Raw genomic sequence first — 26,084 nt, forward strand, 5'->3', positions numbered from 1 at the left:
GCGGGTCAGCCCCAGGGGATGACGCCGACCACGATCGCCACGGCCAGCATCACGAGCGACACGATCGCCGCACGCCACAGCACCTTCTTGTGGTGGTCGCCGAGGTTCACGTTCGCGAGGCTGACGAGCAGCAGGATCGCCGGCACCAGCGGGCTCTGCAGGTGCACCGGCTGTCCGACCACCGACGCCCGCGCCATCTCGACCGGGTCGATGCCGAACGCCGCGCCGCTCTGCGCCAGCACGGGCAGGATGCCGAAGTAGAAGGCGTCGTTGCTCATGAAGAAGGTGAGCGGCAGGCTCAGCACCCCGGTGATCACCGCGAGGTACGGACCCATCGAGGTGGGGATCACGTCGACCAGCCACTGCGCCATCGCGTCGACCATGCCGGTGCCGTTCAGCACGCCGATCAGCACGCCGGCGGCGAAGACCATCGAGACGACTCCGACGATGCTCGGCGCGTGCGCCACGATCTCGGCCGACTGCTCCTTCACGCGGGGGAAGTTCACCAGCAGCGCGATCGCCGTGCCGACCATGAACACGTAGGCGAGCGGGAACAGGTCGGCCACGAGCAGCACCATCACGGCGACGGTCAGCACGAGGTTGAACCAGATCATCTTCGGGCGGAGCGTCGGGCGGTCGGGGTCGAGCATCGTGTCGGCCAGGGTCGCGCCGCCGGGGGTGCCGTTCTCGTTGCCGCCGTAGGCCGCCGCGCCCGCGCCGACGCCCGGGCCAGCGCCAGCGGGGTTGTCGACCGCGCGCTCGCCGGGGGCGTCGGCGCGGCTGCCGTCGGCCCGCCCGCCCCGCACTCCGAGGGCGACCGTCGGGCTGGTGAACATCGAGACGCCGACCCCGGGGATGCCGGTGCCGCCGCCGCGCGAGGCGGTCGCGAGCTCCTGCGAGAGCGGCGACATCGCAGCCGCCGCGGCCCCGAGGCGCGATTCGCCGATCTCGAGAGTGCCGAGGCGGCGGCGCTCGCGCAGCCCCATCAGCCACGCGAAGACGAAGACCAGCACGAGGCCGGCGATCAGCGACGGCACGAGCGGCACGAAGATGTCGCTCGGCTGCACGCCGAGGGCCGCCGCCGCACGGACGGTCGGGCCGCCCCACGGCACGATGTTCAGCGTCCCGTTGGCGAGACCGGCGACGCAGGTCAGCACCACGGGGCTCATGCCGAGCTTGAGATAGATGGGGAGCATGGCCGCGGTCGTCACGATGAACGTGGTCGAGCCGTCGCCGTCGAGCGAGACCGCCCCGGCGAGCAGCGCCGTGCCGAGCACGACCTTCGCGGGGTCGTTGCCGGTCACCCGCAGGATCAGCCGCACCAGCGGATCGAACAGCCCGACGTCGATCATCAGACCGAAGTACATGATCGCGAACATCAGCAGCGCGGCCGTCGGGGCCAGATCGCCGATCGCCTCGATGACCATGTCGCCGATGCCGAGACCCGCGCCGGCGAAGAGCCCGAAGATGGTCGGCACCATGATCAGGGCCAGCATCGGCGACAGCTTCTTGGTCATGATCAGCGCCATGAAGGTCAGCACCATGAGGTAACCGAGTACGACGAGCATCCGAACTCCTTCGTCCGTGAGCGGCACCGTGGAGGAGCCGAGCGTGTCCGGGCACGCTAGCCGCGCCTCCTCGGTCGCGTCGCGCTTCTGCGCATTCGCCGACTATCGCGCGTTGGTCGTGTTCTGCGCGTTCTGCTCACGCTCGCGGGGCCGTGTCGCGGGGGTGGGGCGGGTTCGTGTCATCGGGGGCGGGTCAGCGCTGACCCGCCGCCGATGACGGGAACCCGCCGAACCCGCGGGCCGCCACGCGAGCAGGCACCGCAGGAGGCGCGGGTCGCCGCGACCGCGCCCGGTACCCTGGCCGACGTGACCGACGACAGCTCACGCCCGCGCTCGCGGCCCGGCGCCCGCCTCCGCCTCCGCCCCCGCCGGTTCGCGACCGAGGTGCTGCTGCTGCAGCTCGCCGTCGTCACCGCCATCGTCGTGCTCACCAGCGCCGTGTTCGCCGCGATCGCCGTGCAGCGCCTGGCCCGCGAGGCCGAGTCGACGGCGCTCGCCGTGGCGCAGAGCGTCGCCTCCGACACCGATGTGCGGGCCGAGGTCGCGGCTCTCAGCGTCGACGGAACGCCGATCGACGAGGGCTCCCTCGCCGCGGGCGACCTGCAGCGCACGGCGGTCGCGGCCCAGCTGCGCACCGGAGCGCTCTTCGTCGTCATCACGGACGACCGCGGCGTCCGCCTGGCGCACCCCGACCCGACGCGGATCGGCGAGCGGGTCAGCACGAGCCCCGATGCGGCGCTCCGCGGGGAGGAGGTCGTCTCGTGGGAGCGCGGCACGCTCGGCGAGTCGGCCCGCGCCAAGGTGCCGATCGTCGCGCCCACCGCGGACGACCCGCGATCCGGCGCAGGAGGCGCGGGCTCCGCAGGCGGATCGGCCGACGCTCCGACCGGGTCAGGCGACGCCGGGGCAGGCGACGCCGGGGCCGAGCCCGTCGCCGATGCCGCCGACGTGGTGGGCGAGGTCAGCGTCGGCTACGCCCCTGCGCGCGTCTACGAGACGCTCGCCCGCGACAGCCTGCCCGTGATCGGCGTCGCCCTGCTCGCCCTGGCGATCGGCGTCGTCGCCTCCGTGCTCATCCGCCGGCGCCTCGACCGGCTGACCCTCGGGCTCCAGCCCGAGGAGCTCGCCGCCCTCGTGCAGAACCAGCAGGCCGTGCTCGGCGGTGTCGCCGAGGGCGTGCTCGCGGTCTCGCGCGACGGGGTGGTGACGGTCTGCAACGATCTGGCACCGCGCCTCCTCGGCCTGCCGCCCGGCGCGGTGGTGGGACGACGCGTCGACTCGCTGGAGCTGCCGGGCGTGCTCGTTGAGATGCTGGTCGGCACGTCGCCGGACGGCCGAGGAGGCGCGGGCCGGGCCCCGCAGACCGGCACCGGCCCCGCCGACACGACGCTGGTCGTCGGGCCGCACGTGCTGCTCGTCGACGTGCGCGCGGTCTCGCACGACGGCGTCGACCTCGGACGCGTGGCGGTGCTGCGCGACCGCACCGACGTCGAGGCGCTGACCCGCCGCCTCGACGCGGTGGGCGCGATGACCACCGCGCTGCGCGCCCAGCGGCACGAGTTCGCGAACCGGCTGCACGCCGTGTCCGGGCTGCTCGAGCTCGGTCGCACCGAGCAGGCGCGCGGCTACCTCGCCGACGTGCTCGACCACGGGCCGCTGCGCTACCCGGTCGCCCACGCGGATCGGCTGACCGAGCCGTACCTGCAGGCGTTCCTCGGGGCGAAGGGGGTCGAGGCCGCCGAGCGCGGGGTGCTGCTGAAGCTCGGCCCCGAGACGCTCGTGTCGGGCACGGTCGTCGAGGCCGGCGACGTCACCACGGTGCTCGGCAACCTCGTCGACAACGCCGTGCGCGCCGCGGTCGCCGGCGACGTCAGCCCCGCCTGGATCGAGGTCGAGGTGCTCGACGACGGCACCGACCTGCACCTGTCGGTGATGGACTCGGGCCGCGGCGTGGCCGACGCGGGCGCGCTGTTCGAGCGGGCGGCGGGCGGTGCGGACGCCGGTGGCGGGGCACCGGCGCTCCCGCCCGATGGTGCCGACGACGACCCCTCGCGCGTGCACGGGCTCGGCTTCGGTCTGCCGCTCTCGCGCGACATCGCCCGACGGCGCGGCGGCGACGTCTGGCTCGGCTCGCCGGGCGGCGACGGCCACGGTGCCGTGTTCTGCGCGCGTCTGGCCGACGCCGTCCAGCCGCCCGCGCCTCCTGAGAGGATCGACCCGTGACCACCCCCGACCTGACCGTGCTCGTCGTCGACGACGACTTCTACGTGGCCGAGCTGCACCGGCGGCAGGTCGACGAGGTGCCGGGGTTCCGCGCGCTGGCGCCCGTCGGCACGGTCGCCGAGATGCGCCGCGTGCTCGCCGAGACCCCGATCGACCTGCTGCTGCTCGACGTGCACCTGCCCGACGGGAGCGGCCTCGACCTGCTGCGCGAGGTCGACGTCGACGCGTTCGTGCTCAGCGCGGCCTCCGACGGGGAGACCGTGCGGCGCGCGCTGCGGCGCGGGGTCGTCGGCTACCTGATCAAGCCGTTCGGCTCGGGCGTGCTCGCCGACCGGCTCCGGGCCTATCAGCGCTATCGCAACGTGCTCGACGACCGCGGGAGCGTCGACCAGGAGGCCCTCGAGCGCGCACTCCGCATCCTGCACTCGGGCGACGCGGCGAAGGCGGCGTCGCCGTCGCGGTCGGCGACCGAGCAGTCGGTGCTCGAGCAGTTCGCGGTGCCGGGTGCTGGTGGGGGTGCTGCGGGGGGTGCCGGTGCGGGCGCGGGTGCGGGTTCGGGCGGCAGTGCGGCTGCGGGCGCGGATGGGGGCTCAGCCGGCGAGCTCTCCGCCGCCGACGTCGCCGCACGGGTCGGAGTGTCGAGGGCGACCGCGCAGCGGTACCTCGCCGCGCTCGCCGCCGACGGCCTCGTCACGATGAGGCTGAGCTACGGAGCGACCGGCCGCCCCGAGCACCGCTACTCCCGCCCCTGACGCGCGCCGCGCCTCCTCGGCTCCCCCCGCCCCGCTCGTCGAAGTGACGCAAACGGGGTGGTCGCGCCCCCCGGAGGCCCCGTTCGCGTCACTTCGATGCTGCTGCTTCCGCGCCTGAGGGGCGCCGCGCCTCCTCGGCTCGTCGAAGTGACGCAGAGAGGGCGGTCGCGAGCTCCGAGGGGTCCTTTCGCGTCACTTCGATACCGCACCCCCCCCAGTACGGGGTGGGGGCTTACGCCGCGGCTCCGGCCGTCGATAGAGCGACGTGAGCACGGATCGCTCGCCCACCCGGCCACGGATCGGCCCCCGCCCGACGCACGCAGCAGCACGCACAGGGCACCTCGAACCTCCCCGGGACGGCCATGCCACTCGAATCCGTGACGCAAGCGGCGCTGCAGAGCGCCCTCGACGGTCTGTCGCTGCGCCAGAAGTCGATCGCGAACAACATCGCCAACGTGAACACGCCCGGCTACCAGGCCAAGCGCGTGCAGTTCGAGGAGGCGCTGGGCCGGTCGGTCGCGGAGGGCGGCGGGGCGGTCCAGGCGACCACGGCCCGCTCGCTCGAGCCGACCCGCACCGACGGCAGCAACGTGAACCTCGACACCGAGACGCTGTCGAACGTCGACACGGTGCTGCGGTACCAGTTCGCGACGCAGGCGATGAACTCCGAGCTGACGGCCGTGCGCGCCGCGTTCAGGACGAGCTGATGACCGCCTTCGACGCGATCGGCATCGCGAGCACCGGCCTGACCGTGCACCGCAAGTGGCTCGACGCCGTCTCGGACAACATCGCCAACGCGAACACGGTCAAGTCGATGGACGACACCGCGTTCCAGGCCCGCTACATCGAGGTGCAGGAGGGCGACGGCACCTCGGGCGTCTTCGTCAGAGCGGACCGCTACGGCAGCGAGGCCGGGCGCGTCACGTACTCGCCCGACCACCCGCTCGCCGACGCCGAGGGCTACGTGCGCATGCCCGACATCGACCTCGGCGCCCAGATGGGCGACCTGATCATGGCGCAGCGCGGCTACCAGGCCAACGCCGCTGTCGTCGACCGTGCCAAGACGGCCTACGAGGCCGCACTCCAGATCGGACGTGGCTGATGCCCCTCTCGGCGATCCAGGCTCTCGGAGCCGTCCAACCGTCCGGTTACGCCGATGCCGCCTCGCTGCTGCAGGGGGCCGGTGGCGCGTCGGGTGCCGCGGGCGCTCTCGACGCGACCGGACGAGGAGGCGCGACCAGCGCCTCCGGGGCGACCTTCGGCGCGTCGATGGCCGGTGCGGTCGAGGGCCTCCAGCAGATGCAGGGCGAGGCCAAGACCCTCGCCGTCAAGGCCGTGACCGGTGATCTGACCGACATCCACGACGCGACCATCGCGGCGACGCGCGCCCAGGTCACCCTCGAGCTCGTCAGCGCCGTCCGCAACAAGGGCGTCGACGCCTTCAACGAGATCATGAGGATGCAGGCCTGATGCCCACCGCCGTCAAGAACTCGCTCGACCGGATGCGCGCGACCCTCGCGGGCTTCTCGATCGCGCAGAAGACCATCGCGGTCATCCTGCTCGCCGCCCTCGTGCTCGGCGTCGTCGCGCTGTCCGCGTGGCTGTCGAAGCCGACCTACACGCCGCTGTTCAGCGGCGTGGACCCGGCCGACGCGAGCGCCATCGTCGAGCAGCTGCAGGCCGACGGGGTGCCGTACGAGCTGACCGCCGGCGGCAACACGATCCTGGTGCCCGAGGAGCACGTCTACCAGGAGCGCCTCACCGCCGCGGCCGCCGGTCTGCCCTCGACCGCCGGCACCGGCGGCTACACGCTGCTCGACACGATGGGCGTGACGTCGTCGGAGTTCCAGCAGGACGTCACCTACAAGCGCGCCATCGAGGGCGAGCTCGCCAACACCATCAAGACGATGGAGGGCGTGAAGAACGCGACCGTGCAGCTCGCCATCCCCGAGGAGACCGTGTTCGTCGCCGAGCAGCGCGACCCCACGGCGTCGGTGTTCGTCGAGACGCAGGCGGGGGTCTCGCTGACCACGAAGCAGGTGCAGGCGATCGTCAACCTGACCAGCGCCTCCGTCGAGGGCATGACCCCGACCGGCGTGGCCGTCACCGACTCGACCGGCACGGTGCTCTCCGAGGTCGGCACCGGGGCGACGGGAGGAGGCGCGGGCGAGGCCGGCGAGTACGAGACGAAGGTGCAGACGGCCGTGCAGACCATGCTCGACAAGGTCGTCGGCGTCGGCAACTCGTCGGTCGTGGTCGCGGCTCAGCTGGACCAGAACTCGGGCACGCGCGTCACCGAGTCGTTCACCGAGCCCGAGAGCGGACCCCTCGCGCTGAACGAGTCGAGCACCACCGAGCAGTACGGCCCGGACGGCGCCGGCACCGGCACCACCGGGGTGCTCGGCCCCGACAACATCGCCGTGCCCGCGGGCGGCGACGGCGAGGCCGCGACGGCCGACGGCGCCGCGGGCGACGGGTACGTCAACGAGTCGGCGACGAAGAACAACGCGGTCGACAAGGTCACCGAGACGATGAGCGTGCCGTCGGGCACGGTGGCCCGCCAGACGGTGTCCGTCGCGCTGAACGCCACGGCCGCGCAGGGCGTCAACATGCAGAGCATCCGCGACCTGGTCGACAGCGCGGCCGGGATCGACGGCGCCCGCGGCGACACCGTCGACGTGGCCATGGTCGACTTCGACACCTCGGCCGCCGCCGCCGCGCAGGAGGCGCTGGCCGCCGCCGACGCCGCCGCCGCGACGGAGGCGATGTGGTCGACGATTCGCACCGCGAGCATCGTCGGGTTCGTCGCGCTCGCCGCCATCGTCGCGCTCATCGTCTTCGCCCGTCGGAGCCGCCGTCAGGCTCGGGAGGACGTCGACCTCGGCGAGCTCGCGTCCGCGAACGCCGCCCAGACCTGGGACGCGACCATGCGTCTCGACCTGGACGCCGCCTCCGGACGCTCCATGCTCGGCGCCGACGACACGGCGACGCAGATGCTGCCGACGGGCGACGCCCCCGAGCCGTCGCCCGAGGTGCTGTCGGCCGAGCGCCGCCGCGCCGAGGTGGACGCGCTCGCCGAACGCGACCCGGCCAAGACGGCCGAGCTGCTGCGCGGCCTGATGGACCAGCGGAGCGGACTGTGACCGACCTCGTCGTGCCGTTCGCCGCCACCCCGCAGGCGCCGACCGCCCTGACGGGGCCGCAGAAGGTCGCCGTCATCCTGATGCAGATGGAGCAGAGCCGGGCCGCGACCGTCATGCAGCAGTTCAGCGAGGACGAGGCTGCGGAGATCACGACGGAGATCGTGCGGATGCGCCGGGTCGACGCCGCCGTCGCCGAGTCGACCGTGGCCGAGTTCCACGAGCTGAGCGTGTCGGGTCAGCACCAGCCGCGCGGCGGACACGACGTCGCGATCGGCCTGCTCGAGGCCTCGTTCGGATCGGAGCGCGCGGCCGGCGTCATGGAGCGGCTCGCGTCGAACATGGCCCGGAAGACGTTCGAGTTCCTCGACGAGGCCGACCCGGGTCAGGTCGTCGCGCTGCTCGACGGCGAACTGCCGCAGACCATCGCCCTCGTGCTCGCCCATGTGCGTCCGCCCCAGGCGTCCGCCGTGCTCGCGGGGCTCGACCTCGACGTGCGCGCCGACGTCGCGCAGGCGATCGCCACCATGGGCACCGCCACGCCCGAGGCCGTCGGGATCGTCGCGGCGACGCTCAAGATCCGGGCCGGGGCCGTCGTGGCTCCGCGCGACCAGATCGAGGTCGTCGGCGGCATCCAGCCCCTCGTCGAGATCATCAACCGCAGCGACAGCGCGACCGAGCGGGCGCTGCTCGACGGTCTCGACGCCCGCGACCCCGAGCTGGCCGAGGAGGTCAGGTCGCGGATGCTCACCTTCGAGGACATCGTCCGGCTCGAGACGCGCGACATCCAGCAGGTGCTGCGCGGCATCGACGCGGCCGTGCTCGCCCTGGCGATGAAGGGGGCGCCGTCGGCCGTGACCGAGGTCATCCGCGGCAACGTGTCGGCCCGCAACGCCGAGCTGCTCGACGACGAGCTGGCCTCGCTCGGACCGGTGCGCCGGTCGCAGATCGAGGAGGCGCGGGCCGAGGTCGTCCGCGCCATCCGCGAACTCGAGGCGCTCGGTTCGATCACCGTGCACCGCGCCGACGACGACGCCCTGGTCGAGTAGCCCGGGCGCGCGCTCTCGGCCGGGGTGTGCGTTGTCGGTGCGTGTGGGTGCGTGTGCAAATCGCGACTGTTTCGGCGCGTAACTGGGTTTTTGGGGGAGTGGAGCGGCGTCCCGCCGCCGTTTTGTCGGGTTCGGCACGCCGGAGGTGGGTCGGGGCGGTCGCGATTTGCGCGCACGCACCAGCACCCCCTCCGCGGCCCCCCTTCGGGGCAGCGCCTAACGCCGACCCGCCTCCGGTCGAGAGTCGCAGCTGAGCACGGATCGCTCACCTCACCCCGGCCACGGATCGGCCGTCGTCCTCGAACGCCGAACGGCCCGTGATGCTCGATTCCGTGATGAACCCCCCGGCCTCCGCGCCGGGCTCCGTCGCGCGTGTCGTGTATCCGACCATCGCCGGTCCTGGATCCGACCGCGCCGCCGCCCGCGACGCCGACGACGTGCGTGCCGAGGCCCGGGGCCACGCCGCCGGGTACGCCGCGGGTCTCCGCGCCGCCGAGCTCGAACTCGCCGCGCGCCGGGCCGCCCTCGAGGCCGAGCACGCCGAGCTGCGCGAGCGGCTCATGGCGCACGGGGTCGCCGCGGCGGACATCCTGGTCACGGCAGCGAGGGCGCTCGACGCCCGCGTGGTCCAGTCGGTCTCCGACGCCGAGGAGGTGCTGGTCGCCACCGCATTCGACCTCGCGGAGGCGGTGGTCGGCTACGAACTCCGAGCCTCCGAGCCCGTAGCGGATGCGTCATCGGCGGACCGCCCTTCGACGGACGAGCCCTCGGCGGACGCGCCCGCGACCCCCGGAGACCCCGATCCCCGCGCCGGACGCACCGCCCGGGCGGCCGTCGCGCGCGCCCTCGCCGGAGCGGACGGGAGCGTCGTGACCACCCTCCGGCTGCACCCTCTCGATCTGGCGCTCCTCGACGAGTCGACCCGTGCCTCCTCGGCTCCCGGGGTCGTCTTCGCCGCGGATCCGTCGCTCGGGCGGGGCGACGCCGAGGCCGATCTGCCGGCCGGGCTGATCGACGCCCGTCTCGACACGGCGCTCGCCCGCGCGCGACAGGCCCTGCTGGGCGCGCCTGCGGACACCGCGCCGTCCACGACCGGAGCGACCTCGTGACCGCGCCGACCGCCCTCGCACCCGCCCCCGCACCTGCCGCCTTCGCACCCGCCCCTGCCCGCGTCGCCCAGACCCGCATCGCGGCCGCCCACGCCGCCGCCCGTCCGCAGCGCGTCGGCCGGGTCAGCACCGCCGTCGGTCTCGGCATCACGATCGTCGGTCTCGACGCCGCGGTCGGCGACGTCGTCAGCGTCGGCGACGCGACCGACGGTTCGAACCTCGCCGAGGTCGTCGCGACGACGCCCGACGGCGTCCGCTGCATGCCGCTCGGCAGGCTCGCCGGGATCACCTCGGGCACTCCGGCGCGCTCGACCGGGCGCCCGCTGCTCGTCCCGACCGGTGCGGGGCTGTTCGGCCGCGTGCTCGACGGCCTCGGTCGTCCGATCGACGGCAGGGGTCCGCTGGTCGGCCCGGGCGGCGGCCCCGTCGATCTCGTGCCGCTCGACCACGCGACGCCCTCCGCGATGCACCGGGCGCGCATCGACACGCCGCTGCAGCTCGGCGTCCGCGTGCTCGACACGCTGACGACCGTGGGTCGCGGTCAGCGCGTGGGGCTGTTCGCCGGGTCGGGCGTCGGCAAGTCGTCGCTGCTGTCGATGATCGCGCGCGGCTCCGACGCCGAGGTCAGCGTGATCGCCCTCGTCGGCGAGCGCGGCAGGGAGGTGCGCGAGTTCCTCGAGGACGACCTCGGCCCCGAGGGTCTCGCCCGCTCTATCGTCGTCGTCTCGACCAGCGACGAGCCCGCCCTCATGCGTCTGCGCGCGGCCTTCGTCGCGACGCGCATCGCCGAGTCGTTCCGTGACGCGGGCTCCGACGTGATGCTGATGATGGACTCGCTGACGCGCGTCGCGATGGCGCAGCGTGAGATCGGCCTGTCGGTGGGCGAGCCCCCGGCGACGCGCGGCTACCCGCCGTCGACGTTCTCTGTGCTCGCCGGGCTGCTCGAGCGAGCCGGCACCGATCGGGTCGGCTCGGTGACGGGCATGTACACGGTGCTGGTCGACGGCGACGACCACAACGAGCCGGTCGCCGACGCGGCCCGCAGCATCCTCGACGGTCACGTCGTGCTCGACCGGAAGCTGGCCGTGACCGGCCACTTCCCGTCGGTCGACGCGCTCGGCTCGGTGTCGCGCGTGGCGTCGAAGGTGACGAGTCCGCCGCAGCGCGCCGCCGCGACGGTGCTGCGCAAGGTGATGGCCGCGCGTCGGGCGGCCCAGGATCTGCTCGACGTCGGCGCCTATCAGCGCGGGGCGAACCCGCTGGTCGATGCGGCCGTCGACAACCAGGCGGCCATCGACGCGTTCCTGCAGCAGGGCATGGACGAGCGGTCGACGTCGGCCGACTCGTGGAACCGCCTCGCGCAGCTGACCTCCCGGCTCGGGGGTGCCTGATGGCGCGCGTCTTCTCGCTGATCGGGCTGCTCCGACTGCGGCATGCCCAGCAGGGTCAGGCGGCGGCGACGTTGGCCGATGCGAACGAGCGGCTGCGCGAGGCGTCCGACCGTCGCATGGCGGCGCGTCGCACTCTCGACGACGGCCCGGTCGAGGTCTCCGACGCCGCGATGCTCAGTGCGATCGCGGCGTCGCGCGCGTCGACGCGGGGGATGCTCTCCGAGCTCGACGCCGTCGCCGAGCGTCGCCGTGCTGAGGCCGACGAGGCGCAGCGGGCCTTCAACGAGGCGCGCCGCGCCGCCCTGGCGCTCGAGAAGCTCGAGGCGCAGCACGCCGCGACGACCGCCGCCGACGATCTCCGGGCCGAGCAGACCGTGCTCGACGAGATCGCATCGCAGAGCCGAGGAGGCGCGACATGAGTCCCGTGAGCGAGGTCCTGTCCCGGATCGACGACATCAGATCGCAGCTGGCCCAGGTCCGTGCGGGCCGTGCGGGTCTGATCGACGCGACCGGCGCCTCCGGGTCGTCGGCCGATCGGGCCGCGTCGGCGTCGGCGTTCGCGTCAGCGCTGTCGGCGACCGGTTCGACGCTGGGGTCGGCGGGGTCGGCCGCGGAGGCCGCGGCCGCTCTCGGTCTGACCGGTGCGGGTGCGGCGGGTCCGTCGGCGACGGGTGCCGGGGCGGCCGGGGCGGCTGGGGCGACCACCGCCTCCGTCGACGCCGTGAAGGGAGCCGTCGCGTCGGGCAGCGGGGCCTCCGGGGCCGATGTCGTCTCGGGTGCCGAGAAGTACCTCGGGGTGCCGTACGTCTTCGGGGGAGAGGACCGCAGCGGGATGGACTGCTCGGGCCTCGTGCAGACCGTGTTCAAGGAGCTCGGCGTCGCGATGCCGCGCGTCGTGCCCGACCAGGCGCGGATGGGTGCGGAGGTCGGCTCGCTCGCCGATGCGCGGCCGGGCGACCTGCTCGTGGCGAAGGGCGAGGGGCACATCGTGATCTACGTCGGAGACGGCAAGGTGCTGCATGCGCCTCGCCCGGGCAAGGACGTCCAGATCGTGAACAACTGGTACAGCGACGCCGACCTGTCGACGATCCGGCGCGTGGTCCCGGCGACCGGGTCGGCGGGTGCGGTGTCGGCCGGAGCTGTGGGGCTCGGCGCGGCGGGGCTCGGCGCGCCGGCGTTCGCCGGTACCGACATGACGACCGCTGCGCTGCAGCAGATCATGCGGGCGGGGGTCGGCTCGTGAGCGGTCTGCGCACCCTGCCGTTCGTGGCGGCGCCCGTCGATGGTGCGGGGTCGAGTCGTGCGCGCGCCGGAGTCTCCGCCTCGGGCCGGGCGACCGACGTCGTGTTCGGAGCGGCGATGCTCTCGGCCGGTGCTGCCCCGGCTCCCGACCGCCCCGCCCCGGCTCCCGACCACGCCGGGTCGGTTCCGCCGATGCCGTCGACCCCGGTCCCTGGTCCCTCCTCGGTCTCGGCGGCTGCCCCGGTGTCCGGAGCCTCCGTGCCGGGAGCGACCCCGACATCCGCTATCACGCATGCAGTCGTGATAGCCGATTCCGTCGACGCGGCGCCCGCCGGCACGGCCCCCGACGACGCGGCGCCCGACGACGCGGCGCCCGACGACGCGGCGCCCGCCGACGCCACGCCCGCCGACGCGGCGCCCGCCGACGCCACGCCCGCCGACGCGGCGCCCGCCGCGGCTCTGGCAGCTGCCCTCGCGTCCGCGCCCCCTGTGCCGCCCGTACCCGGAGCATCCTCGACATCCGCTCTTACGCAAGCACGCGTAGGAGCCTCCTCCGCCAGCCCAGCCCCCGCCGCTCACCCGGCAGCTGCGGGCACGTCCGCGCCGCCGGCTCCGGGTGCATCCCCCACTTCGGCTATCACGCCTGCAGGCGTGACAGCTGATCCGACCGGCATCCCTGCTCCGGGAGCGAACGTCGCGGTCGCCGCCGCCCCGTCCGCATCCCTCGCCGGTGCCGGTGCGGGCGCCGGTGTCCCTGCCGGTGCCGCTGCCCCTGCCGGTGCCTCCCTCGCCGCGCCTCCCTCCGACGGTGCCGCTCCGCATGCAGGCGTAATAGCCGAAGCGAGCGCACCCCCCGCCCCGCTCGCGATCTCGCCCGCCGGCGGCCCCGCCGTCGCCAGCCCCGTCGCCTCACCTGCGCCGCCGTCCGCCGGCGGCCCCTTCGCCGGCGCCGCCGCCGCGCCCGCGATGCCGCCCGCCGCCGCACCGATGACGACGCCCTCCCCCGCCGACGCATCTCCCTCCCCGTCACTCGGCGCACCCGTGTCGCTCACGGCGGCTGCGGACTCGTCGGACGCCGCACCTCCCGCCTCCTCCGCGACCGCGACCGCGGCGGCGACTGCGACCGCGACTGCCACTGCGACCGCGTCCGGATCCGCGCAGGCCGCCGCCCTGCCTCCGATGCTCCCTCCCGCGATGCCCGCGCCGGCGACGCCCGGGCCCGGCACAGCGACCGCTCCGGCGCAGACCCCCGCTGCTCCGCCGACCCCCGCCCCGCTCGGCCAGCAGCTGGCCCGCCCCCTGTTCTCGCTCGCCTCGGCAGGCCGCGGCACCCACACGGTGACGGTGACCGTCGCCCCCGAGGCGCTCGGCCCCGTCACGGTGCGAGCCCACGTGTCGTCCGCCGGGATGCAGGTCGAGATGTTCGCCGGCTCCGACGCGGCGCGCGACGCCGTGCGGGCGATCATCCCCGATCTCCGACGTGACATGGGAGGCGCGGGTCTGCAGGTCGGCATCGACCTGTCGAGCCAGAACCAGCCCTCCGACGCGCGCGCCCAGAGCACCGGGGCGCAGCCCGGGAACCACGGCGACCCGGGCCGATCGGGCCAGCCCGGCCAGACACCCGCCCCCGGCACCCGCCGCCCCGCGGACGACGCCCTCGACCCGGTCGACGCCCTCGACCCGACCGCCGCGGTCGACCCGACCCGCACCTCCCTCCTCTCGACGTCCCTCGACGTCCTGGCCTGAACGGATCCAGACATGCCCTCGATCGACCAGATCAGCGGAAGCGTCGACGCCGCGAGCGCCGCCGCGGCCCTCGCCAACTCGAACGCCGCGTCGCGCACCCCGAAGCAGAGCATGGACAGCGAGATGTTCATGCAGCTGCTCGTCTCGCAGCTCAAGAACCAGGATCCGTCGTCGCCGATGGACACGAACGCCATGATCGGCCAGACGACCCAGCTCGCGATGATGGAGCAGATCACCAACCAGACCACCACGGCGACCGAGGGCTTCTCGCTGCAGATGCGCATCGCCGCGTCGAACCTCGTCGGTCGCGAGGTCAGCTACACGGGCGCCGACGGCAAGCCGGTCACCGGCACGGCGACCAGCGTCTCGTTCGCCGACGCCGTCCCCCGGGTCACGGTCGCCGGGAAGGAGGTCGCGTTGGATCTCATCTCCGGCATCTCCGCGACGACCTCGCCCTGACCCGCCTCACCGGCTCGGCCCGCCTCACGCGCTCGCCCCGCCTCACGCTCCCGGCCCCCCACACGCTCTCGACCCCCTCTTCTCCTCTCGAAAGGCAGCACTCATGCTCCGCTCGCTCTACTCCGGCATCTCCGGCCTCCGCTCGCACCAGACCATGCTCGACGTCACGGGCAACAACATCGCCAACGTCAACACCTCGGGATTCAAGGCGTCGACCACGCAGTTCCAGGACACGCTGTCGCAGATGACCCAGAGCGCCGGAGGCCCGCAGACCGGCGTCGGCGGCACCAACCCGGCCCAGGTCGGTCTCGGCGTGCAGGTCGCGGGCATCTCGACGAACTTCGCGCAGGGCTCGGCGCAGGCCACCGGCAAGGCCACCGACCTGATGATCTCGGGCGACGGCTTCTTCGTCACGCGGCTCGGCAACGACACCGTCTACACGCGCGCCGGGTCGTTCGACTTCGACGCCCAGGGGCGTCTGACCTCGGCCGACGGCAAGCTCGTCCAGGGCTACTCGGCCACGAACGGCGTCGTGAACGAAGGAGGCGCGGTGGGCGACATCACGCTGCCCCTGAACGGCGCCGCACCCGCCGTCCGGACGACGACGGCGACCCTCGGCGGCAACCTGCCCTCGGACACCGCGATCGGCGGCGTCGTCCGTCGGGACACGAAGGTCTACGACGCGGCCGGCAACGAGAGCACCATCTCGCTGACCTTCACCCGCACCGCGCAGGGCTGGGACGTCGAGGGTCGGAACGGCACGGCTCAGGGCACGGCGACGCTCGGTTTCACGGCGACCGGCGGCTCGACCGGCAACACCACCCTCACCGTCGGCGGCGTCTCCGTCGCCCTCGGCGGCATCACCGGCTTCGCCGCGCTCGACACCGTCGCCGTCACCGGCCAGAACGGCCGCGAGGCCGGCACGCTGCAGGGCTTCTCGCTCTCGAAGGACGGCACGCTCGTCGGCCAGTTCAGCAACGGCGAGTCGCTGGCCGTCGGTCGCATCGCGCTCGCCACGTTCGCCAACGCCGGCGGTCTCGAGAAGGCCGGCGGGTCGGGCTACCGCGCGACGGCGAACTCGGGCGACGCTCGCATCGGCGCTCCCGGCTCGCCCGGCGTCGGCTCGCTCGCCAGCGGCACGCTCGAGATGAGCAACGTCGACCTGTCGCAGGAGTTCACCAACCTGATCGTCGCGCAGCGCGGCTTCCAGGCGAACGCCCGCATCATCACCACCTCCGACGAGGTGCTGCAGGAGCTGACGAACCTCAAGCGCTGACACCTGAGCCGGCGCCGGCCCCGCCACGGGTGCCGGCTCCGGCACCAGGCCGATCGCCTCGGCGGCGCGACCTTCGCTCCGCGGCCAGCCCGCGCCTCCTCGGGCCCCGTCGCGGACCCCAGTTCTGGTCACAAGGGGGCGCGCGGCCTCGTTCGGGGGGTGCTGTGTCCCCCATTGCGAGGACACGCTGAGGGTATGACCCCCGACCCGACCCGCCTGTCGACGAGCGACGCCGACTACACGGATCCGCTGCTCGAGGCCGGTGTCGCGAGCGAGCGGCAGATCGAGGAGGCGCGGCGCGAGTCCGCCCGCACCGGCAACGGTCTCGACGAGATGCTGGTGCAGCTCGGTGTGGTCGACTCCGTCGAGCTGCAGCGTCTGGTCGCCCGGTCGTGGGGGCTCGACACCGTCGACACCGAGACGGTCCGCTTCGACCGCGACCTCGTGCGGTCCGGCTCGGGGCAGCGGTACATCGCCGAAGACTGGATGCCCGTGCACCGGCGCCGCGACGGCAGCGTGCTGGTCGCCACGGCGCGGCGTCCGACCCCCGACCGGCAGGCGGATCTCGAGGCCGAGCTCGGCGCCCCCGTGGAGTTCCGGGCGGCCTCGACCTGGGGCATCAAGGACGCGACGCTGCGGGTCTTCGACGACATCGTCGCCGACAGCGCGGCCAACGACCTGTTCCGGGCGAACCCGGCGCTCTCGGCCCGCGTGGTGTTCTCGCGCGGTCAGAAGATCGGCGGGGCGGTGCTCGCGGTCGTGATGCTCGCGGCGGCCGTGCTCGCTCCGGCCGTCCTGGCCAGCACGCTGATCGCGATCGTCAGCGTGGTGTTCCTCCTCGGGACCGGCTTCAAGTTCGTCGTCGCGATGCGGGGAGCCCGGTTCGACGTGGTCGAGCGGATCACCGACGCCGAGGTCGCCGCGCTCGACGATGCGGACCTGCCGCGGTACACGGTGCTCGTTCCGGTGTTCCGCGAGGCGAACATCGTGGCGCAGCTGATCGACAACCTCGGTGGGCTCGACTACCCGCTCGAGAAGCTCGAGGTGCTCATCCTCATCGAGGAGGAGGACGACGCCACCCGCGACGCCATCGCCGCCGCCGACCCGCCGGCGCACTTCCATGTCGTCACCGTGCCGAAGGGGCACCCGCAGACGAAGCCGCGCGCCTGCAACGTCGGTCTCTACCTCGCGTCGGGCGACTTCCTCGTGATCTACGACGCGGAGGACACCCCCGATCCCGATCAGCTGAAGAAGGCCGTCATCGCCTTCGAGCGCGGCGGCGAGCGCACCGTCTGCGTCCAGGCGGCGCTCAACTACTTCAACGCCACCGAGAACGCGCTGACCCGCATGTTCACGCTCGAGTACAGCTACTGGTTCGACTACATGCTGGCCGGGCTCGACCACGCCGACCTGCCCATCCCGCTCGGCGGCACGTCGAACCACTTCCGCACCGAGGCCCTCGTCGGGCTCGGCGGGTGGGATCCGTACAACGTCACCGAGGACGCCGACCTGGGCATCCGCGCGAGCGCCCTCGGGTACCGCGTGGGCGTCATCAACTCGACGACGATGGAGGAGGCCAACACCTCCATCCCGAACTTCGTGCGTCAGCGCAGCCGGTGGATCAAGGGCTACATGCAGACCACGCTCGTGCACGCGCGCCGACCGCTGCGGCTGATCCAGCAGATCGGGCTGGTCCGCTTCGCGTCGTTCGCGCTGCTGATCGGCGGCACCCCGGCGACGTTCCTGGGTGTGCTGCCCTCGTACATCGGCACCGTCGTCGCGCTGCTGCTGCCGTCGGACTGGCTGGCGGCGGTGTTCCCCGCCTGGGTGCTCTGGATCTGCCTGTTCAACTTCATCATCGGCAACGGGATCATGGTCTACCTCTCGATGATGGGCCCCTACAAGCGGGGCACCTTCCACCTGATCCACTGGGCGCTGCTCAACCCCGTCTACTGGATCCTCCACTCCGTCGCGTCGTACAAGGCGCTGGCCCAGCTGCTGACCCGACCGCACTACTGGGAGAAGACCGAGCATGGCCTCACCACGCACTCGTCCTGAGGCCGACGAGCACGGCACGGGACCCGCAGGAGGCGCGGCGACGGCAGACGGGGTCGCCCCGGTCGACGAGGCGGTCGCGACCGCCGCCCCGACCCGCGCCTCCTCGGTGGACCTCGGGCTGAGGCTGCCGCCTCTGCGGCGAGCCGCCCGGCTGCAGCGACCCGCCCCGCTGCGGCGCCCCGTCCCGCTGCAGCGACCCGCCCCGCAGCAGCGACCCGCTCCTCCTGCGGCATCGGTCGGGCGACCGCGCGGCACGGCCCGCGCCCTCGCGTTGCGCGAGCTCGTCCAGGAGCGTCGTCTCGCGTCGGTGCTCGCCGGCATGACGCACTCGGCGTTCCCGCGCACCCTCGCCGGGCGCACCGCGATGCGGCTGCTTCTGGCGGCGCCCTTCGTGATCGTCGCGGTGCTGCTCGAGGTCGGGGGAGTGTCCGAATCCGTGTCGGCGAACGTGCTGCTCGTGGCCCGGACCGCGACCGTCGACTGGACGGGGTCGGGGGCCGCCTGGCTGGGCGACACGTTCCCGCCCATCACGGGCGTGGTCGCGGCGATCACCCCGGGAGGTGCGTTCGGCCTGTCGATCGTGGGAGCCCTCTGCGCCGGCGTCGTCGTGCACGCGATGATCGAGATGATGGTGCAGCGGGGCTTCCACGCGTCGACCGTCACGGCCCTGACGCTCGCCCTCGTCGCGAACCCGCTGTTCTTCTTCCTGGCGACCGAGAACCTGCCGGCGTTCCTCGGCATCGCGTTCTTCGGGCTCGCGATGACCGACGTCGTCCGGTTCGTGACGTACCGCAACACGCAGTCCGGGTTCCGGGCCGGCATCCTGCTGATGCTCGCGACCCTCACCGACCCCAACGGGCTGCTCTACGCGACGGCCGCGGTGCTGACGGTGCCGTTCCTGACGCACGGCCGGCATCAGGTCGGCGTGCACCGGGCGCATGCGCTGGTGCTGGTGTTCCCGACGCTGTCGGCGCTCGCCGCCCTGATGTTCGTGCAGTGGAGCTTCGGCGGCGACCCCCTCGGGGCGTTCCGCAGCGTGCTCGACTACGACGCGTCGCGCTGGCCGATCTTCTGGTCGCTGTTCACGACGCCGTTCGGGCTGCTGCTGCTCGCACCCGTGGCCAGCGCCTGGCTGATGACCACCGTGGTGCGGCGCCTCGCGGGAGGTGTGATCGGGACGCTCCTGCTGGCGGCGGTGCTGCTCGGATTCGTGATCGGCACGGTCCCGATGAACTCGGCGGGCAACACCTTCGTGCTCGTGACCCTGGCCGCGATCGCCCTCGTGCCGCCGTCGACCACGGTGCCGCGGATCGCCCTGGCCAACGTGATGGCTCTGCTTCAGCTGACGATCGCCATCGCCGCAGCCCTGCAGCGCGACGTGGTGGTGGTGTGGCTGGACGCGGTGCTGAGGTCGCTCGGCCTGACGTGACCGGGGTGATGCGCTCGGACTGATGCGCTCGGGGCGACGAGGCCGGCCGATCGAGCTCGGCGGCTCACGTGCGGCCCAGGTACCGCCCCTGCTTGTGGTTGAGGGCGAGCACGAGGTTCAGCACGACCGCGCCGAGAGCCGAGAGCAGCACGACCCAGGGCGACGCGACGATCAGCGACAGGGCGACGATGACGACGTCGACGGCCATCTGGACGTACCCGGCCCGCCAGCCGAGTCGCTCCTGCAGCACGAGGGCGAGGATGTTGATGCCGCCGAGGCTCGCGCCGTGGCGGAAGAGGATGAGCAGGCCGACGCCGACGATCAGGTTGCCGCCGAGGGTGCCGTAGACCGGGTTCAGGCTGTCGATCCGGAAGGCGAGGGGGTGCAGGTACGAGAACGCCGAGACGAGGGCGACGGTCAGGGTCGTGCGGAGGGTGAAGGCGAGGCCCTTCTTCCACAGGGCGAGGGCGAAGAACGGGATGTTGACGGCGAAGAACAGCACGCCGAACGAGATGTGGGTGGCGTAGCTGAGCAGCAGCGCCAGCCCGGCGGTGCCGCCGGAGACCGACCCGCTCTCCTTGAGCAGATACAGCCCGAACGAGGCCAGGAACACCCCGGTCACGACGCCCATCACGTTCTCGACGAGGGTGTGCCGGTTGGCGTCGACGGTCGCGATGGTCTCGGTCAGGGCCGGGTCGTCGACCAGCGGGGTCGCCGTGTCGGGCGACAGCGCGGCGTCCAGCCCGTTCGAGTCGGGCGTCGAGTAGACGGGCGAGCCGTTCGGGCCGTTCGGGCCGTTCGTGGCAGCCGTGTCGGTCGAGCCGGTCGAGCCGGTCGTGGGGGAGGCGGTGGTGGGGGAGGAGGGCCGGGCGACAGGGGTGGCGTCGCGCGTGCCGTCGTTCGCGGGGGTATCGGTCACCGGAGCATCCTGCCAGCCCGGTGTTACGCGCTCGTGTCGCCGCCCCCTCCCGCCCCGCGCATCGAAGTGACCCGTCCGGGGCCCTCCCACCCCGCGAAGGCCCCGAACGAGTCACTTCGATCCCGCGCCGGCCCGCCCGGCGGCGCCGGGGGCGGCGGCGCTCACGCGGCGGTCGCCAGCACGAGGGGCACCACCACGATCGTCGTCGCGACGACCACGAGGAGTCCCGTGACACCCGGCCGGCGGAGCGTGAACGTCAGGGTGCCCGGCCTCTCCGCTTCGGCCTGAGGCCCCGTCAGGGTCTGCTGCAGCGGAGTCGGGTCCGCACCGACCCGTCGCGCCACGTCGGCCAGCGCCTCGGGTGCGAAGTACGCCTCGGTCAGGCCGACCAGGCTGCCGGACGAGCCGCGCACGCCGACGTACTCGAGCTCTTCGAGGCCCTGCTTCAGGCGGCAGTGGATGCCGCGCTGCGTTCCGTCGAGCAGCACGGTGCTCTCGCGCCCGAGTCGGCGGTAGGTCAGGCGGTCGGCCGTGACGGTCACCGTGGCGGTGTGGACGAAGACGATGAGGGTGGGGGCGACGATCGCGACGCCGACGGCGAGCACGATCAGCGTGCTGGGCCCCACGCGAGCCGTGACGAGCACGAGGAGGAGGGCGAGCGGGATCAACGCCCTCTTCGCCCGGCGCCCGAACGACGACCATGCGGGTCGGTGGACGACGGGCTCCGAGTCGAGGGTGAGGCGGGATGCTGGCGAGGGGGAGGGGCGGAGGGATTCCAAGGGCGTCGCTTTCGTCGGGCGGCGCTGTCGCCGCGTGGCCAGCCGTAACGATAGCGAACGTCAGCCTATCGACCGATATCCGCAACCCTCCCTGTGGAAAGCCCCCGCGCCTCCTCGGCCACCGCATCGAGACGACTCATCCGGGGGCCCCGCGCCCCGCGAAGGCCCCGAACGCGTCACCTCGATGCCGCCACCACCCCGCACCTAACGGCCACCGACCCCCGGCCGATAGTGACCCGTAGCCACCCAGGACGGGAGGCCACCCCGCCCCACGGATGGAGGCGGGAGAACACAGACCTAGGACGGGCCGATGATCGTCGTCACGCGACTCAACGACAGCAGATTCGCTGTCAATCCAGACCTCATCGAGCGCATCCACGAGACGCCCGACACCACGCTGATCATGGTCGACGGGGCGAAGTACATCGTGACCGAGCCGATGTCCGAGGTCATCGAGATGATCGCCCGCTACCGGGCCCGCATCGTCGCGATCGCCTACGACGAGCCGCACGCGACGTCGCCGTCCGTGCAGCCGCTCGGTACGCGCAGCGGCACCGGTCCGCAGCTCGGGCTCGTCCGAGGCTCAGGAGGCGCGGGTCGACTCAGCGACCTCCGCCCGGCCCCCGCAGACGAACCGACCACGGACGCCCCGGCCACCACCCCCGCGGGGCGCTGACGTGGATCCCGCGACCATAATCGGCATCGTCCTCGCGTTCGGTGCGCTGTTCGGCATGATCCAGCTCGAGGGCGTCAACCTCATGGGTCTGCTGCTGCCCGCGCCGATCATCCTCGTGTTCGGGGCGACGATCGGCGTCGGCATCGCCGGCACCACGATCCGTGACGCGATCCTCAGCTTCACGAAGATCCCCCGCGCCTTCACCGGCAAGGTGATCCCGCCGCAGTCGGTGATCGACGGCATCGTGGGTCTCGCCGAGAAGGCGCGCAGCGAGGGGCTGCTGTCGCTCGAGGCCGAGGCCGAGAAGATGGACGACCCCTTCATGAAGGGCGCGCTGCAGAACATCGCCGACGGCACCGACGGCGAGGAGCTGCGGATCCTGCTGGAGGACGAGATGGAGTCGCGTCTCGCGGCCGACCGCACGGCGTCGAAGTTCTTCATGAGCCTCGGCGGGTACGCGCCGACCGTGGGCATCGTCGGCACGGTCGTCAGCCTCACGCACGTGCTCGAGAACCTCGCCCAGCCCGACGAGCTCGGCCACATGATCGCCGCCGCGTTCGTCGCGACGCTCTGGGGCCTGCTCACCGCCAACTTCCTCTGGCTGCCCATCGGCGCCCGTCTCAAGAAGCTGGCCGACCTCGACGAGGCCCGCATGACGCTGCTGCTCGAGGGGGTGCTGGCGGTGCAGGCGGGAAGCCAGCCGCGCCTCCTCGGCGAACGCCTCAAGGCGATGGTCCCGTCGCATGCCCTCGAGCAGGGCGCGAAGGGCGCGAAGGCCACGGGCCGGGTCGACGCCGGCGACCGGGGGGTCTCGGTATGAGCGGGTCGCGCGGCGCTCGCAAGAAGAAGGTCCATGAGGACGAGCACCCCGACGAGCGCTGGATGGCCTCGTACATGGACATGATCACGGTGCTCATGTGCATGTTCATCGTGCTGTACGCGATGTCGACGGTCGACCAGGACAAGTACGTCGCGCTCCGCAACTCGCTCGCGACCGGCTTCGGGCAGACCGAGCTCGGCGCGATCGACTCGGCGTCGGGCACCGTCGTGCCGGTCGACCAGGTGACCCCCGAGGGCGAGGGGTACTCGGCGGGCGACGAGACCGACATGGCCGAGGCCGCCGCGTCGGGCGAGGCCGAGACGGGCGAGGGCACCGAGACCTCCGAGGCTCTGGCGAAGAGCGAGCTCGACGATCTGACGGCGATCAAGGCGGCCATCGAGGCGAATCTCGACGGGTCGGGCCTCAGCGCCGACGTGCAGTTCGCGACGGACGCCCGGGGGCTGACGGTGCGGCTGGTCGGCTCCGAGACGTTCTTCGGCACGAACAGCGCCGACCTGAGCGCCGAGGCGACGAGGGTCATGGACGCGATCGCGCCGGTGCTCAGCACCTCGGCGCACGACGTGTCGGTCGAGGGTCACGCCGATCAGCGCAGCTCGACGGCGCCGTTCGCGACGAACTGGGAGCTCTCGTCGGCGCGGGCGACGCAGGTGCTGCGCGATCTGGTCGAGCGGGGCGGCATGCCGGTCGAGCACATCCAGGCCGTCGGGTTCGGCTCGTCGCGTCCGCTGGCCGCCGGGGGGTCTCCGGCCGATCTCGCGGCGAACCGCCGGGTCGACATCGTCGTCCTGTCGAACCAGTCCGACGACGTCAGCGCCCTGCTGCCCGAGCTGCAGAGGGCCGCCGAGGGGGCCGGAGGCGCGGTGACCGCGGGCCGGAACGACGCCGCCGCCGAGGTGGCCGCCACCACGGCCGAGGCGCCGGAGCCGGTCGACGCCGAGGCGCCCGCCGCCGACGAGGCCCCCGACGAGGCCGCCGCCGACCACGACTCCGAGGGGGCCCAGTCCGGGGGGCACTGATCACCGTTCTCTAACGCCCGGGAGGCGCGGGTCGATAGGTCCGTCCGTGACCCTCCTCGACGCTCCCGCACCGGCCGCGACCGCCGGCCCGTCGGCGCGCCCGCAGAGGACCGTCGAGGTCTACGACTTCCGCCGCCCGACGACGCTGGCGCGCGAGCACTCCCGGGTGCTCGAGCTGGCGTTCGAGACGTTCGCGCGTCAGTGGGGCACGCAGCTCACCGCGAAGGTGCGCGTGCTGTCGCAGGTCACCTCCGAGAGCGTCCAGATGCTCACGTACGACGACTACGCCGCGTCGTTGCCGGCGACCACGGCGATGGTGCTCTGCCCCCTCGAGGGGGTCGCGGCGAAGGCCGTCGTCCAGTTCTCGGCGTCGGCCGCGCTGGCCTGGGTCGGTCACATGCTGGGTGCGGCGAAGCCCCCGGTGACCCCCGAGCGCGCCTTCACGCCGATCGAGCAGGCGCTCGTCCGGCGTCTCATCGAGGACGCCCTCGACGATCTGCGCTACTCGTTCGGCGGGCTGCTCGTCGATCAGATCGGCGTCGGCGGCTTCCAGTACAACTCGCAGTTCGCCCAGGCGGCGCAGAAGTCCGACCTGATGATCGTCGCGGTCTTCACCATCCAGGTCGGCGAGCGCTCGTCGCTCGCGACCGTCGCCCTGCCGGCCGACGTGCTGCTGCCCCAGCTGGGCGACGCGACGCCGACGGTCGACCCGGCCGACGCCCGGCGTCTGCTCGGTGCGCAGCTGGCCTCGGTGCCGGTCGGCGTCTCCCTGCAGTTCGCCCCGGCCGCCGTGCTGCCGAGCGTGGTGCTCGGGTTGTCCGTCGGCGACGTGCTGCCTCTGCCGCACCCGCAGTCGCGTCCGCTCGAGATCCGCGTCGACGGTCAGCCCGTGGGTCGCGCCGCGGTCGCGTCGAACGGCTCCCGTCTCGCCGGCATCGTCGTCTCCACCTCTCTGACCGGCACCGAAGAAGGAACCTCATGACCGCCACGACCATCACCCTGCACACCGCGGCGGCCGAGGCCCTGGTCGCGAAGCTGCCGACGCCCACGCCGTTGCGGGCCGTCCTCCTCGACGCCGGGCAGTCCGCGCAGAACCGGACCGCCGCCTCCCCGGTCGTCGTCACGTCGTTCGTCGGCGGGGTCTCGGCCGACACGGCGCTGGTGCTCGTCGACATGGACCGCCTCGGCGCCGCCGCCGGCACCGACAGCCCGCTGGTCTCGGTGACCGACGTGCTGCGACCGGCGCTCGAGGCCGCGACGTCGGTGCTCGGCGTGGGAGTGCTCGGCGAGAGCCGTCGCGAGCCCGCCGACACGCTGCTCGCCGATCCCGACACGGTCGTCTTCGATCTGACCGCCGCGGGAGCGCCCGCCGGCTGGTTCGCGATCCGCCTCCGCGAGAACGGGACGGTAGGAGGCGCGGCGCCCGTCGATCACGCCGCCCCGCTGTTCTCGTCGATGGCCGGCAACCTCGGTCGCATCAACAACGTCGAGATGGCCCTCACCGTCGAGATCGGTCGCACGCGGATGTCCGTCCGCGACGTGCTCGGACTCGAGCCCGGCGCCGTCGTCGAGCTCGACCGTTCGGCCGGGGCCCCCGCCGACGTGCTGCTGAACGGGCGCCTGATCGCGCACGGCGAGGTCGTCGTCGTCGACCAGGACTACGCGGTCCGCATCACGACCATCCTCGACGTCGCCGACGGCGCGATCTGATCGTGGACACGCTCTTCGTCGGTCTCCGCGTCGTCCTCTCGCTCGGCGTCGTGCTCGCACTGCTCTACGTGCTGCAGAAGCGCATCGTCAAGGGCGGTCGCGCCGGTCGTCAGGCCGCGCAGGTGACGGTCGTGGCGCGCCAGGGGATCGGCGCGAAGGCCAGCGTCGTCGTGGTCGACGTCGAGGGCGAGCGACTCGTGCTCGGGGTCACCGACGCGTCGATCACGGTGCTGGCCGCCGCCGACCGTCCGGTCGAGCCGGTCGCGCTCGAGCTCGTCCCGGCCCCTGCTTCGGCTCCGGCACCGGCTGCGGCACCGGCTCGGGCTGCGACTCCGGCCCAGGCACCGGCCCCGAGCTTCGCCGCGGTGCTCTCCGCCCATCGAGGTGACGCATCCGGGGTGGTCCCCGCGCCCGAGGCCCCCCGACGCGTCACCTCGATCGCGCCTGCCGCCGCGGCGAGCGCGAACGGCGAGCCGATGCTGCGGCCGCGCGGCGCCGCGCGCCGCGCCGCGGCCGTCCGCGAGCGCGCCCCGCGCGACCTCGCCGAGCGCCGCACCGGTCGCGCCGCGAAAGCCCTCGACGGCTCGATCCTCGCCCCCGACACCTGGCGGCAGGCGGCCTCGGCCCTCCGCAGCGGACGAGCCGGATGACCCTCCGCGCCCCGTCCGCCCGGACGACCCGCGCCTCCTTCGCCACCGCCG

The 26,084-nt window shown here is 73.2% G+C and carries 25 protein-coding genes; 22 read left to right on the forward strand and 3 right to left on the reverse strand.

Annotation, left to right across the window (positions count from 1 at the left end; all coding sequences use genetic code 11):
• Positions 1 to 5: 5 nt before the first annotated feature.
• A complete protein-coding gene (locus ACZZY9_RS10010; protein ID WP_463463982.1) occupies positions 6 to 1,568 on the reverse strand; it encodes a CitMHS family transporter in 1,563 nt (520 codons plus the stop codon).
• A gap of 306 nt (positions 1,569 to 1,874) precedes the next feature.
• Here ACZZY9_RS10010 and ACZZY9_RS10015 point away from each other — a divergent pair, with 306 nt between their 5' ends.
• The 16 genes from ACZZY9_RS10015 to ACZZY9_RS10090 all read left to right on the forward strand — a co-directional run bounded on the left by ACZZY9_RS10015 (position 1,875) and on the right by ACZZY9_RS10090 (position 19,442).
• Positions 1,875 to 3,791, forward strand: a complete 1,917-nt coding sequence (locus ACZZY9_RS10015) for a sensor histidine kinase (protein ID WP_463463983.1) — start codon at positions 1,875 to 1,877, stop codon at positions 3,789 to 3,791.
• On the forward strand, positions 3,788 to 4,543 hold the full coding sequence (locus ACZZY9_RS10020) for a response regulator transcription factor (protein WP_463463984.1): 756 nt from the start codon (positions 3,788 to 3,790) through the stop codon (positions 4,541 to 4,543). The genes ACZZY9_RS10015 and ACZZY9_RS10020 overlap by 4 nt, the downstream gene beginning before the upstream one ends.
• A 362-nt stretch (positions 4,544 to 4,905) precedes the next feature.
• Positions 4,906 to 5,250: a flagellar basal body rod protein FlgB gene (locus tag ACZZY9_RS10025; protein WP_192060997.1), complete on the forward strand. Its 345-nt coding sequence runs from the start codon at positions 4,906 to 4,908 to the stop codon at positions 5,248 to 5,250.
• Positions 5,250 to 5,645: a flagellar basal body rod protein FlgC gene (locus tag ACZZY9_RS10030; protein WP_192060998.1), complete on the forward strand. Its 396-nt coding sequence runs from the start codon at positions 5,250 to 5,252 to the stop codon at positions 5,643 to 5,645. Before ACZZY9_RS10025 ends, ACZZY9_RS10030 begins: the two co-directional genes overlap by 1 nt.
• A complete protein-coding gene (gene fliE / locus ACZZY9_RS10035) occupies positions 5,645 to 6,013 on the forward strand; it encodes a flagellar hook-basal body complex protein FliE (RefSeq protein ID WP_192060999.1) in 369 nt (122 codons plus the stop codon). Before ACZZY9_RS10030 ends, fliE begins: the two co-directional genes overlap by 1 nt.
• Complete coding sequence (fliF, locus tag ACZZY9_RS10040) at positions 6,013 to 7,686, forward strand: flagellar basal-body MS-ring/collar protein FliF (RefSeq protein ID WP_463463985.1); 1,674 nt, start codon at positions 6,013 to 6,015, stop codon at positions 7,684 to 7,686. The genes fliE and fliF overlap by 1 nt, the downstream gene beginning before the upstream one ends.
• Positions 7,683 to 8,732, forward strand: coding sequence for a flagellar motor switch protein FliG (gene fliG, locus ACZZY9_RS10045; protein WP_463463986.1), 1,050 nt, complete (start codon positions 7,683 to 7,685; stop codon positions 8,730 to 8,732). Before fliF ends, fliG begins: the two co-directional genes overlap by 4 nt.
• Before the next feature lie 332 nt (positions 8,733 to 9,064).
• A complete protein-coding gene (locus ACZZY9_RS10050; protein WP_463463987.1) occupies positions 9,065 to 9,841 on the forward strand; it encodes a FliH/SctL family protein in 777 nt (258 codons plus the stop codon).
• Between the two features lie 77 nt (positions 9,842 to 9,918).
• Positions 9,919 to 11,232 (forward strand): FliI/YscN family ATPase, encoded by a 1,314-nt coding sequence (locus ACZZY9_RS10055; RefSeq protein WP_463464664.1) that lies wholly within the window; start codon positions 9,919 to 9,921, stop codon positions 11,230 to 11,232.
• Complete coding sequence (locus ACZZY9_RS10060; RefSeq protein WP_192061002.1) at positions 11,232 to 11,651, forward strand: flagellar export protein FliJ; 420 nt, start codon at positions 11,232 to 11,234, stop codon at positions 11,649 to 11,651. Before ACZZY9_RS10055 ends, ACZZY9_RS10060 begins: the two co-directional genes overlap by 1 nt.
• Entirely contained in the window at positions 11,648 to 12,475 is an 828-nt protein-coding gene (locus tag ACZZY9_RS10065; protein ID WP_463463988.1) for a C40 family peptidase, read from the forward strand. Before ACZZY9_RS10060 ends, ACZZY9_RS10065 begins: the two co-directional genes overlap by 4 nt.
• Before the next feature lie 650 nt (positions 12,476 to 13,125).
• Positions 13,126 to 14,220, forward strand: a complete 1,095-nt coding sequence (locus ACZZY9_RS10070) for a flagellar hook-length control protein FliK (protein WP_463463989.1) — start codon at positions 13,126 to 13,128, stop codon at positions 14,218 to 14,220.
• A gap of 12 nt (positions 14,221 to 14,232) precedes the next feature.
• Positions 14,233 to 14,679 (forward strand): flagellar hook assembly protein FlgD, encoded by a 447-nt coding sequence (locus tag ACZZY9_RS10075; protein ID WP_243215751.1) that lies wholly within the window; start codon positions 14,233 to 14,235, stop codon positions 14,677 to 14,679.
• A 103-nt stretch (positions 14,680 to 14,782) separates the two neighbouring features.
• Positions 14,783 to 15,955: a flagellar hook protein FlgE gene (locus ACZZY9_RS10080; RefSeq protein ID WP_463463990.1), complete on the forward strand. Its 1,173-nt coding sequence runs from the start codon at positions 14,783 to 14,785 to the stop codon at positions 15,953 to 15,955.
• A 195-nt stretch (positions 15,956 to 16,150) separates the two neighbouring features.
• Positions 16,151 to 18,013: a glycosyltransferase gene (locus ACZZY9_RS10085; RefSeq protein WP_463463991.1), complete on the forward strand. Its 1,863-nt coding sequence runs from the start codon at positions 16,151 to 16,153 to the stop codon at positions 18,011 to 18,013.
• A complete protein-coding gene (locus ACZZY9_RS10090; RefSeq protein ID WP_463463992.1) occupies positions 17,988 to 19,442 on the forward strand; it encodes a hypothetical protein in 1,455 nt (484 codons plus the stop codon). Before ACZZY9_RS10085 ends, ACZZY9_RS10090 begins: the two co-directional genes overlap by 26 nt.
• Before the next feature lie 64 nt (positions 19,443 to 19,506).
• On the opposite strand, the gene ACZZY9_RS10095 is transcribed toward ACZZY9_RS10090, so the two are convergent.
• Both ACZZY9_RS10095 and ACZZY9_RS10100 read right to left on the reverse strand, forming a co-directional pair.
• Positions 19,507 to 20,361, reverse strand: a complete 855-nt coding sequence (locus ACZZY9_RS10095) for a YitT family protein (protein WP_463463993.1) — start codon at positions 20,359 to 20,361, stop codon at positions 19,507 to 19,509.
• 161 nt (positions 20,362 to 20,522) lie between these two features.
• Entirely contained in the window at positions 20,523 to 21,140 is a 618-nt protein-coding gene (locus tag ACZZY9_RS10100) for a hypothetical protein (RefSeq protein ID WP_463463994.1), read from the reverse strand.
• 310 nt (positions 21,141 to 21,450) lie between these two features.
• Here ACZZY9_RS10100 and ACZZY9_RS10105 point away from each other — a divergent pair, with 310 nt between their 5' ends.
• Genes ACZZY9_RS10105 through ACZZY9_RS10130 form a run of 6 tightly spaced genes read left to right on the forward strand, consistent with a single transcriptional unit; the run spans position 21,451 to position 26,033 of the window.
• On the forward strand, positions 21,451 to 21,816 hold the full coding sequence (locus ACZZY9_RS10105) for a flagellar FlbD family protein (protein WP_463463995.1): 366 nt from the start codon (positions 21,451 to 21,453) through the stop codon (positions 21,814 to 21,816).
• Between the two features lies 1 nt (position 21,817).
• A complete protein-coding gene (locus tag ACZZY9_RS10110; protein ID WP_463463996.1) occupies positions 21,818 to 22,636 on the forward strand; it encodes a motility protein A in 819 nt (272 codons plus the stop codon).
• Positions 22,633 to 23,673, forward strand: coding sequence for an OmpA/MotB family protein (locus ACZZY9_RS10115; protein WP_463463997.1), 1,041 nt, complete (start codon positions 22,633 to 22,635; stop codon positions 23,671 to 23,673). Before ACZZY9_RS10110 ends, ACZZY9_RS10115 begins: the two co-directional genes overlap by 4 nt.
• 46 nt (positions 23,674 to 23,719) lie before the next feature.
• Positions 23,720 to 24,655, forward strand: coding sequence for a flagellar motor switch protein FliM (locus ACZZY9_RS10120; RefSeq protein ID WP_192061013.1), 936 nt, complete (start codon positions 23,720 to 23,722; stop codon positions 24,653 to 24,655).
• Entirely contained in the window at positions 24,652 to 25,383 is a 732-nt protein-coding gene (fliN, locus tag ACZZY9_RS10125) for a flagellar motor switch protein FliN (protein WP_192061014.1), read from the forward strand. The genes ACZZY9_RS10120 and fliN overlap by 4 nt, the downstream gene beginning before the upstream one ends.
• A gap of 2 nt (positions 25,384 to 25,385) precedes the next feature.
• On the forward strand, positions 25,386 to 26,033 hold the full coding sequence (locus tag ACZZY9_RS10130; protein WP_463463998.1) for a FliO/MopB family protein: 648 nt from the start codon (positions 25,386 to 25,388) through the stop codon (positions 26,031 to 26,033).
• The last annotated feature ends 51 nt before the right edge of the window (positions 26,034 to 26,084 follow it).

Source organism: Frigoribacterium sp. AC394 (assembly GCF_979258095.1).

Bases quoted from the DNA above. Each gene is read 5' to 3' on its own strand.
- ACZZY9_RS10010 (WP_463463982.1), bottom strand. From the start codon at position 1,568: ATGCTCGTCGTACTCGGTTACCTCATGGTGCTGACCTTCATGGCGCTG.
- ACZZY9_RS10025 (WP_192060997.1), top strand. From the start codon at position 4,906: ATGCCACTCGAATCCGTGACGCAAGCGGCGCTGCAGAGCGCCCTCGAC.
- ACZZY9_RS10030 (WP_192060998.1), top strand. From the start codon at position 5,250: ATGACCGCCTTCGACGCGATCGGCATCGCGAGCACCGGCCTGACCGTG.
- fliE (WP_192060999.1), top strand. From the start codon at position 5,645: ATGCCCCTCTCGGCGATCCAGGCTCTCGGAGCCGTCCAACCGTCCGGT.
- fliF (WP_463463985.1), top strand. From the start codon at position 6,013: ATGCCCACCGCCGTCAAGAACTCGCTCGACCGGATGCGCGCGACCCTC.
- ACZZY9_RS10060 (WP_192061002.1), top strand. From the start codon at position 11,232: ATGGCGCGCGTCTTCTCGCTGATCGGGCTGCTCCGACTGCGGCATGCC.
- ACZZY9_RS10065 (WP_463463988.1), top strand. From the start codon at position 11,648: ATGAGTCCCGTGAGCGAGGTCCTGTCCCGGATCGACGACATCAGATCG.
- ACZZY9_RS10075 (WP_243215751.1), top strand. From the start codon at position 14,233: ATGCCCTCGATCGACCAGATCAGCGGAAGCGTCGACGCCGCGAGCGCC.
- ACZZY9_RS10080 (WP_463463990.1), top strand. From the start codon at position 14,783: ATGCTCCGCTCGCTCTACTCCGGCATCTCCGGCCTCCGCTCGCACCAG.
- ACZZY9_RS10085 (WP_463463991.1), top strand. From the start codon at position 16,151: ATGACCCCCGACCCGACCCGCCTGTCGACGAGCGACGCCGACTACACG.
- ACZZY9_RS10090 (WP_463463992.1), top strand. From the start codon at position 17,988: ATGGCCTCACCACGCACTCGTCCTGAGGCCGACGAGCACGGCACGGGA.
- ACZZY9_RS10105 (WP_463463995.1), top strand. From the start codon at position 21,451: ATGATCGTCGTCACGCGACTCAACGACAGCAGATTCGCTGTCAATCCA.
- ACZZY9_RS10115 (WP_463463997.1), top strand. From the start codon at position 22,633: ATGAGCGGGTCGCGCGGCGCTCGCAAGAAGAAGGTCCATGAGGACGAG.
- fliN (WP_192061014.1), top strand. From the start codon at position 24,652: ATGACCGCCACGACCATCACCCTGCACACCGCGGCGGCCGAGGCCCTG.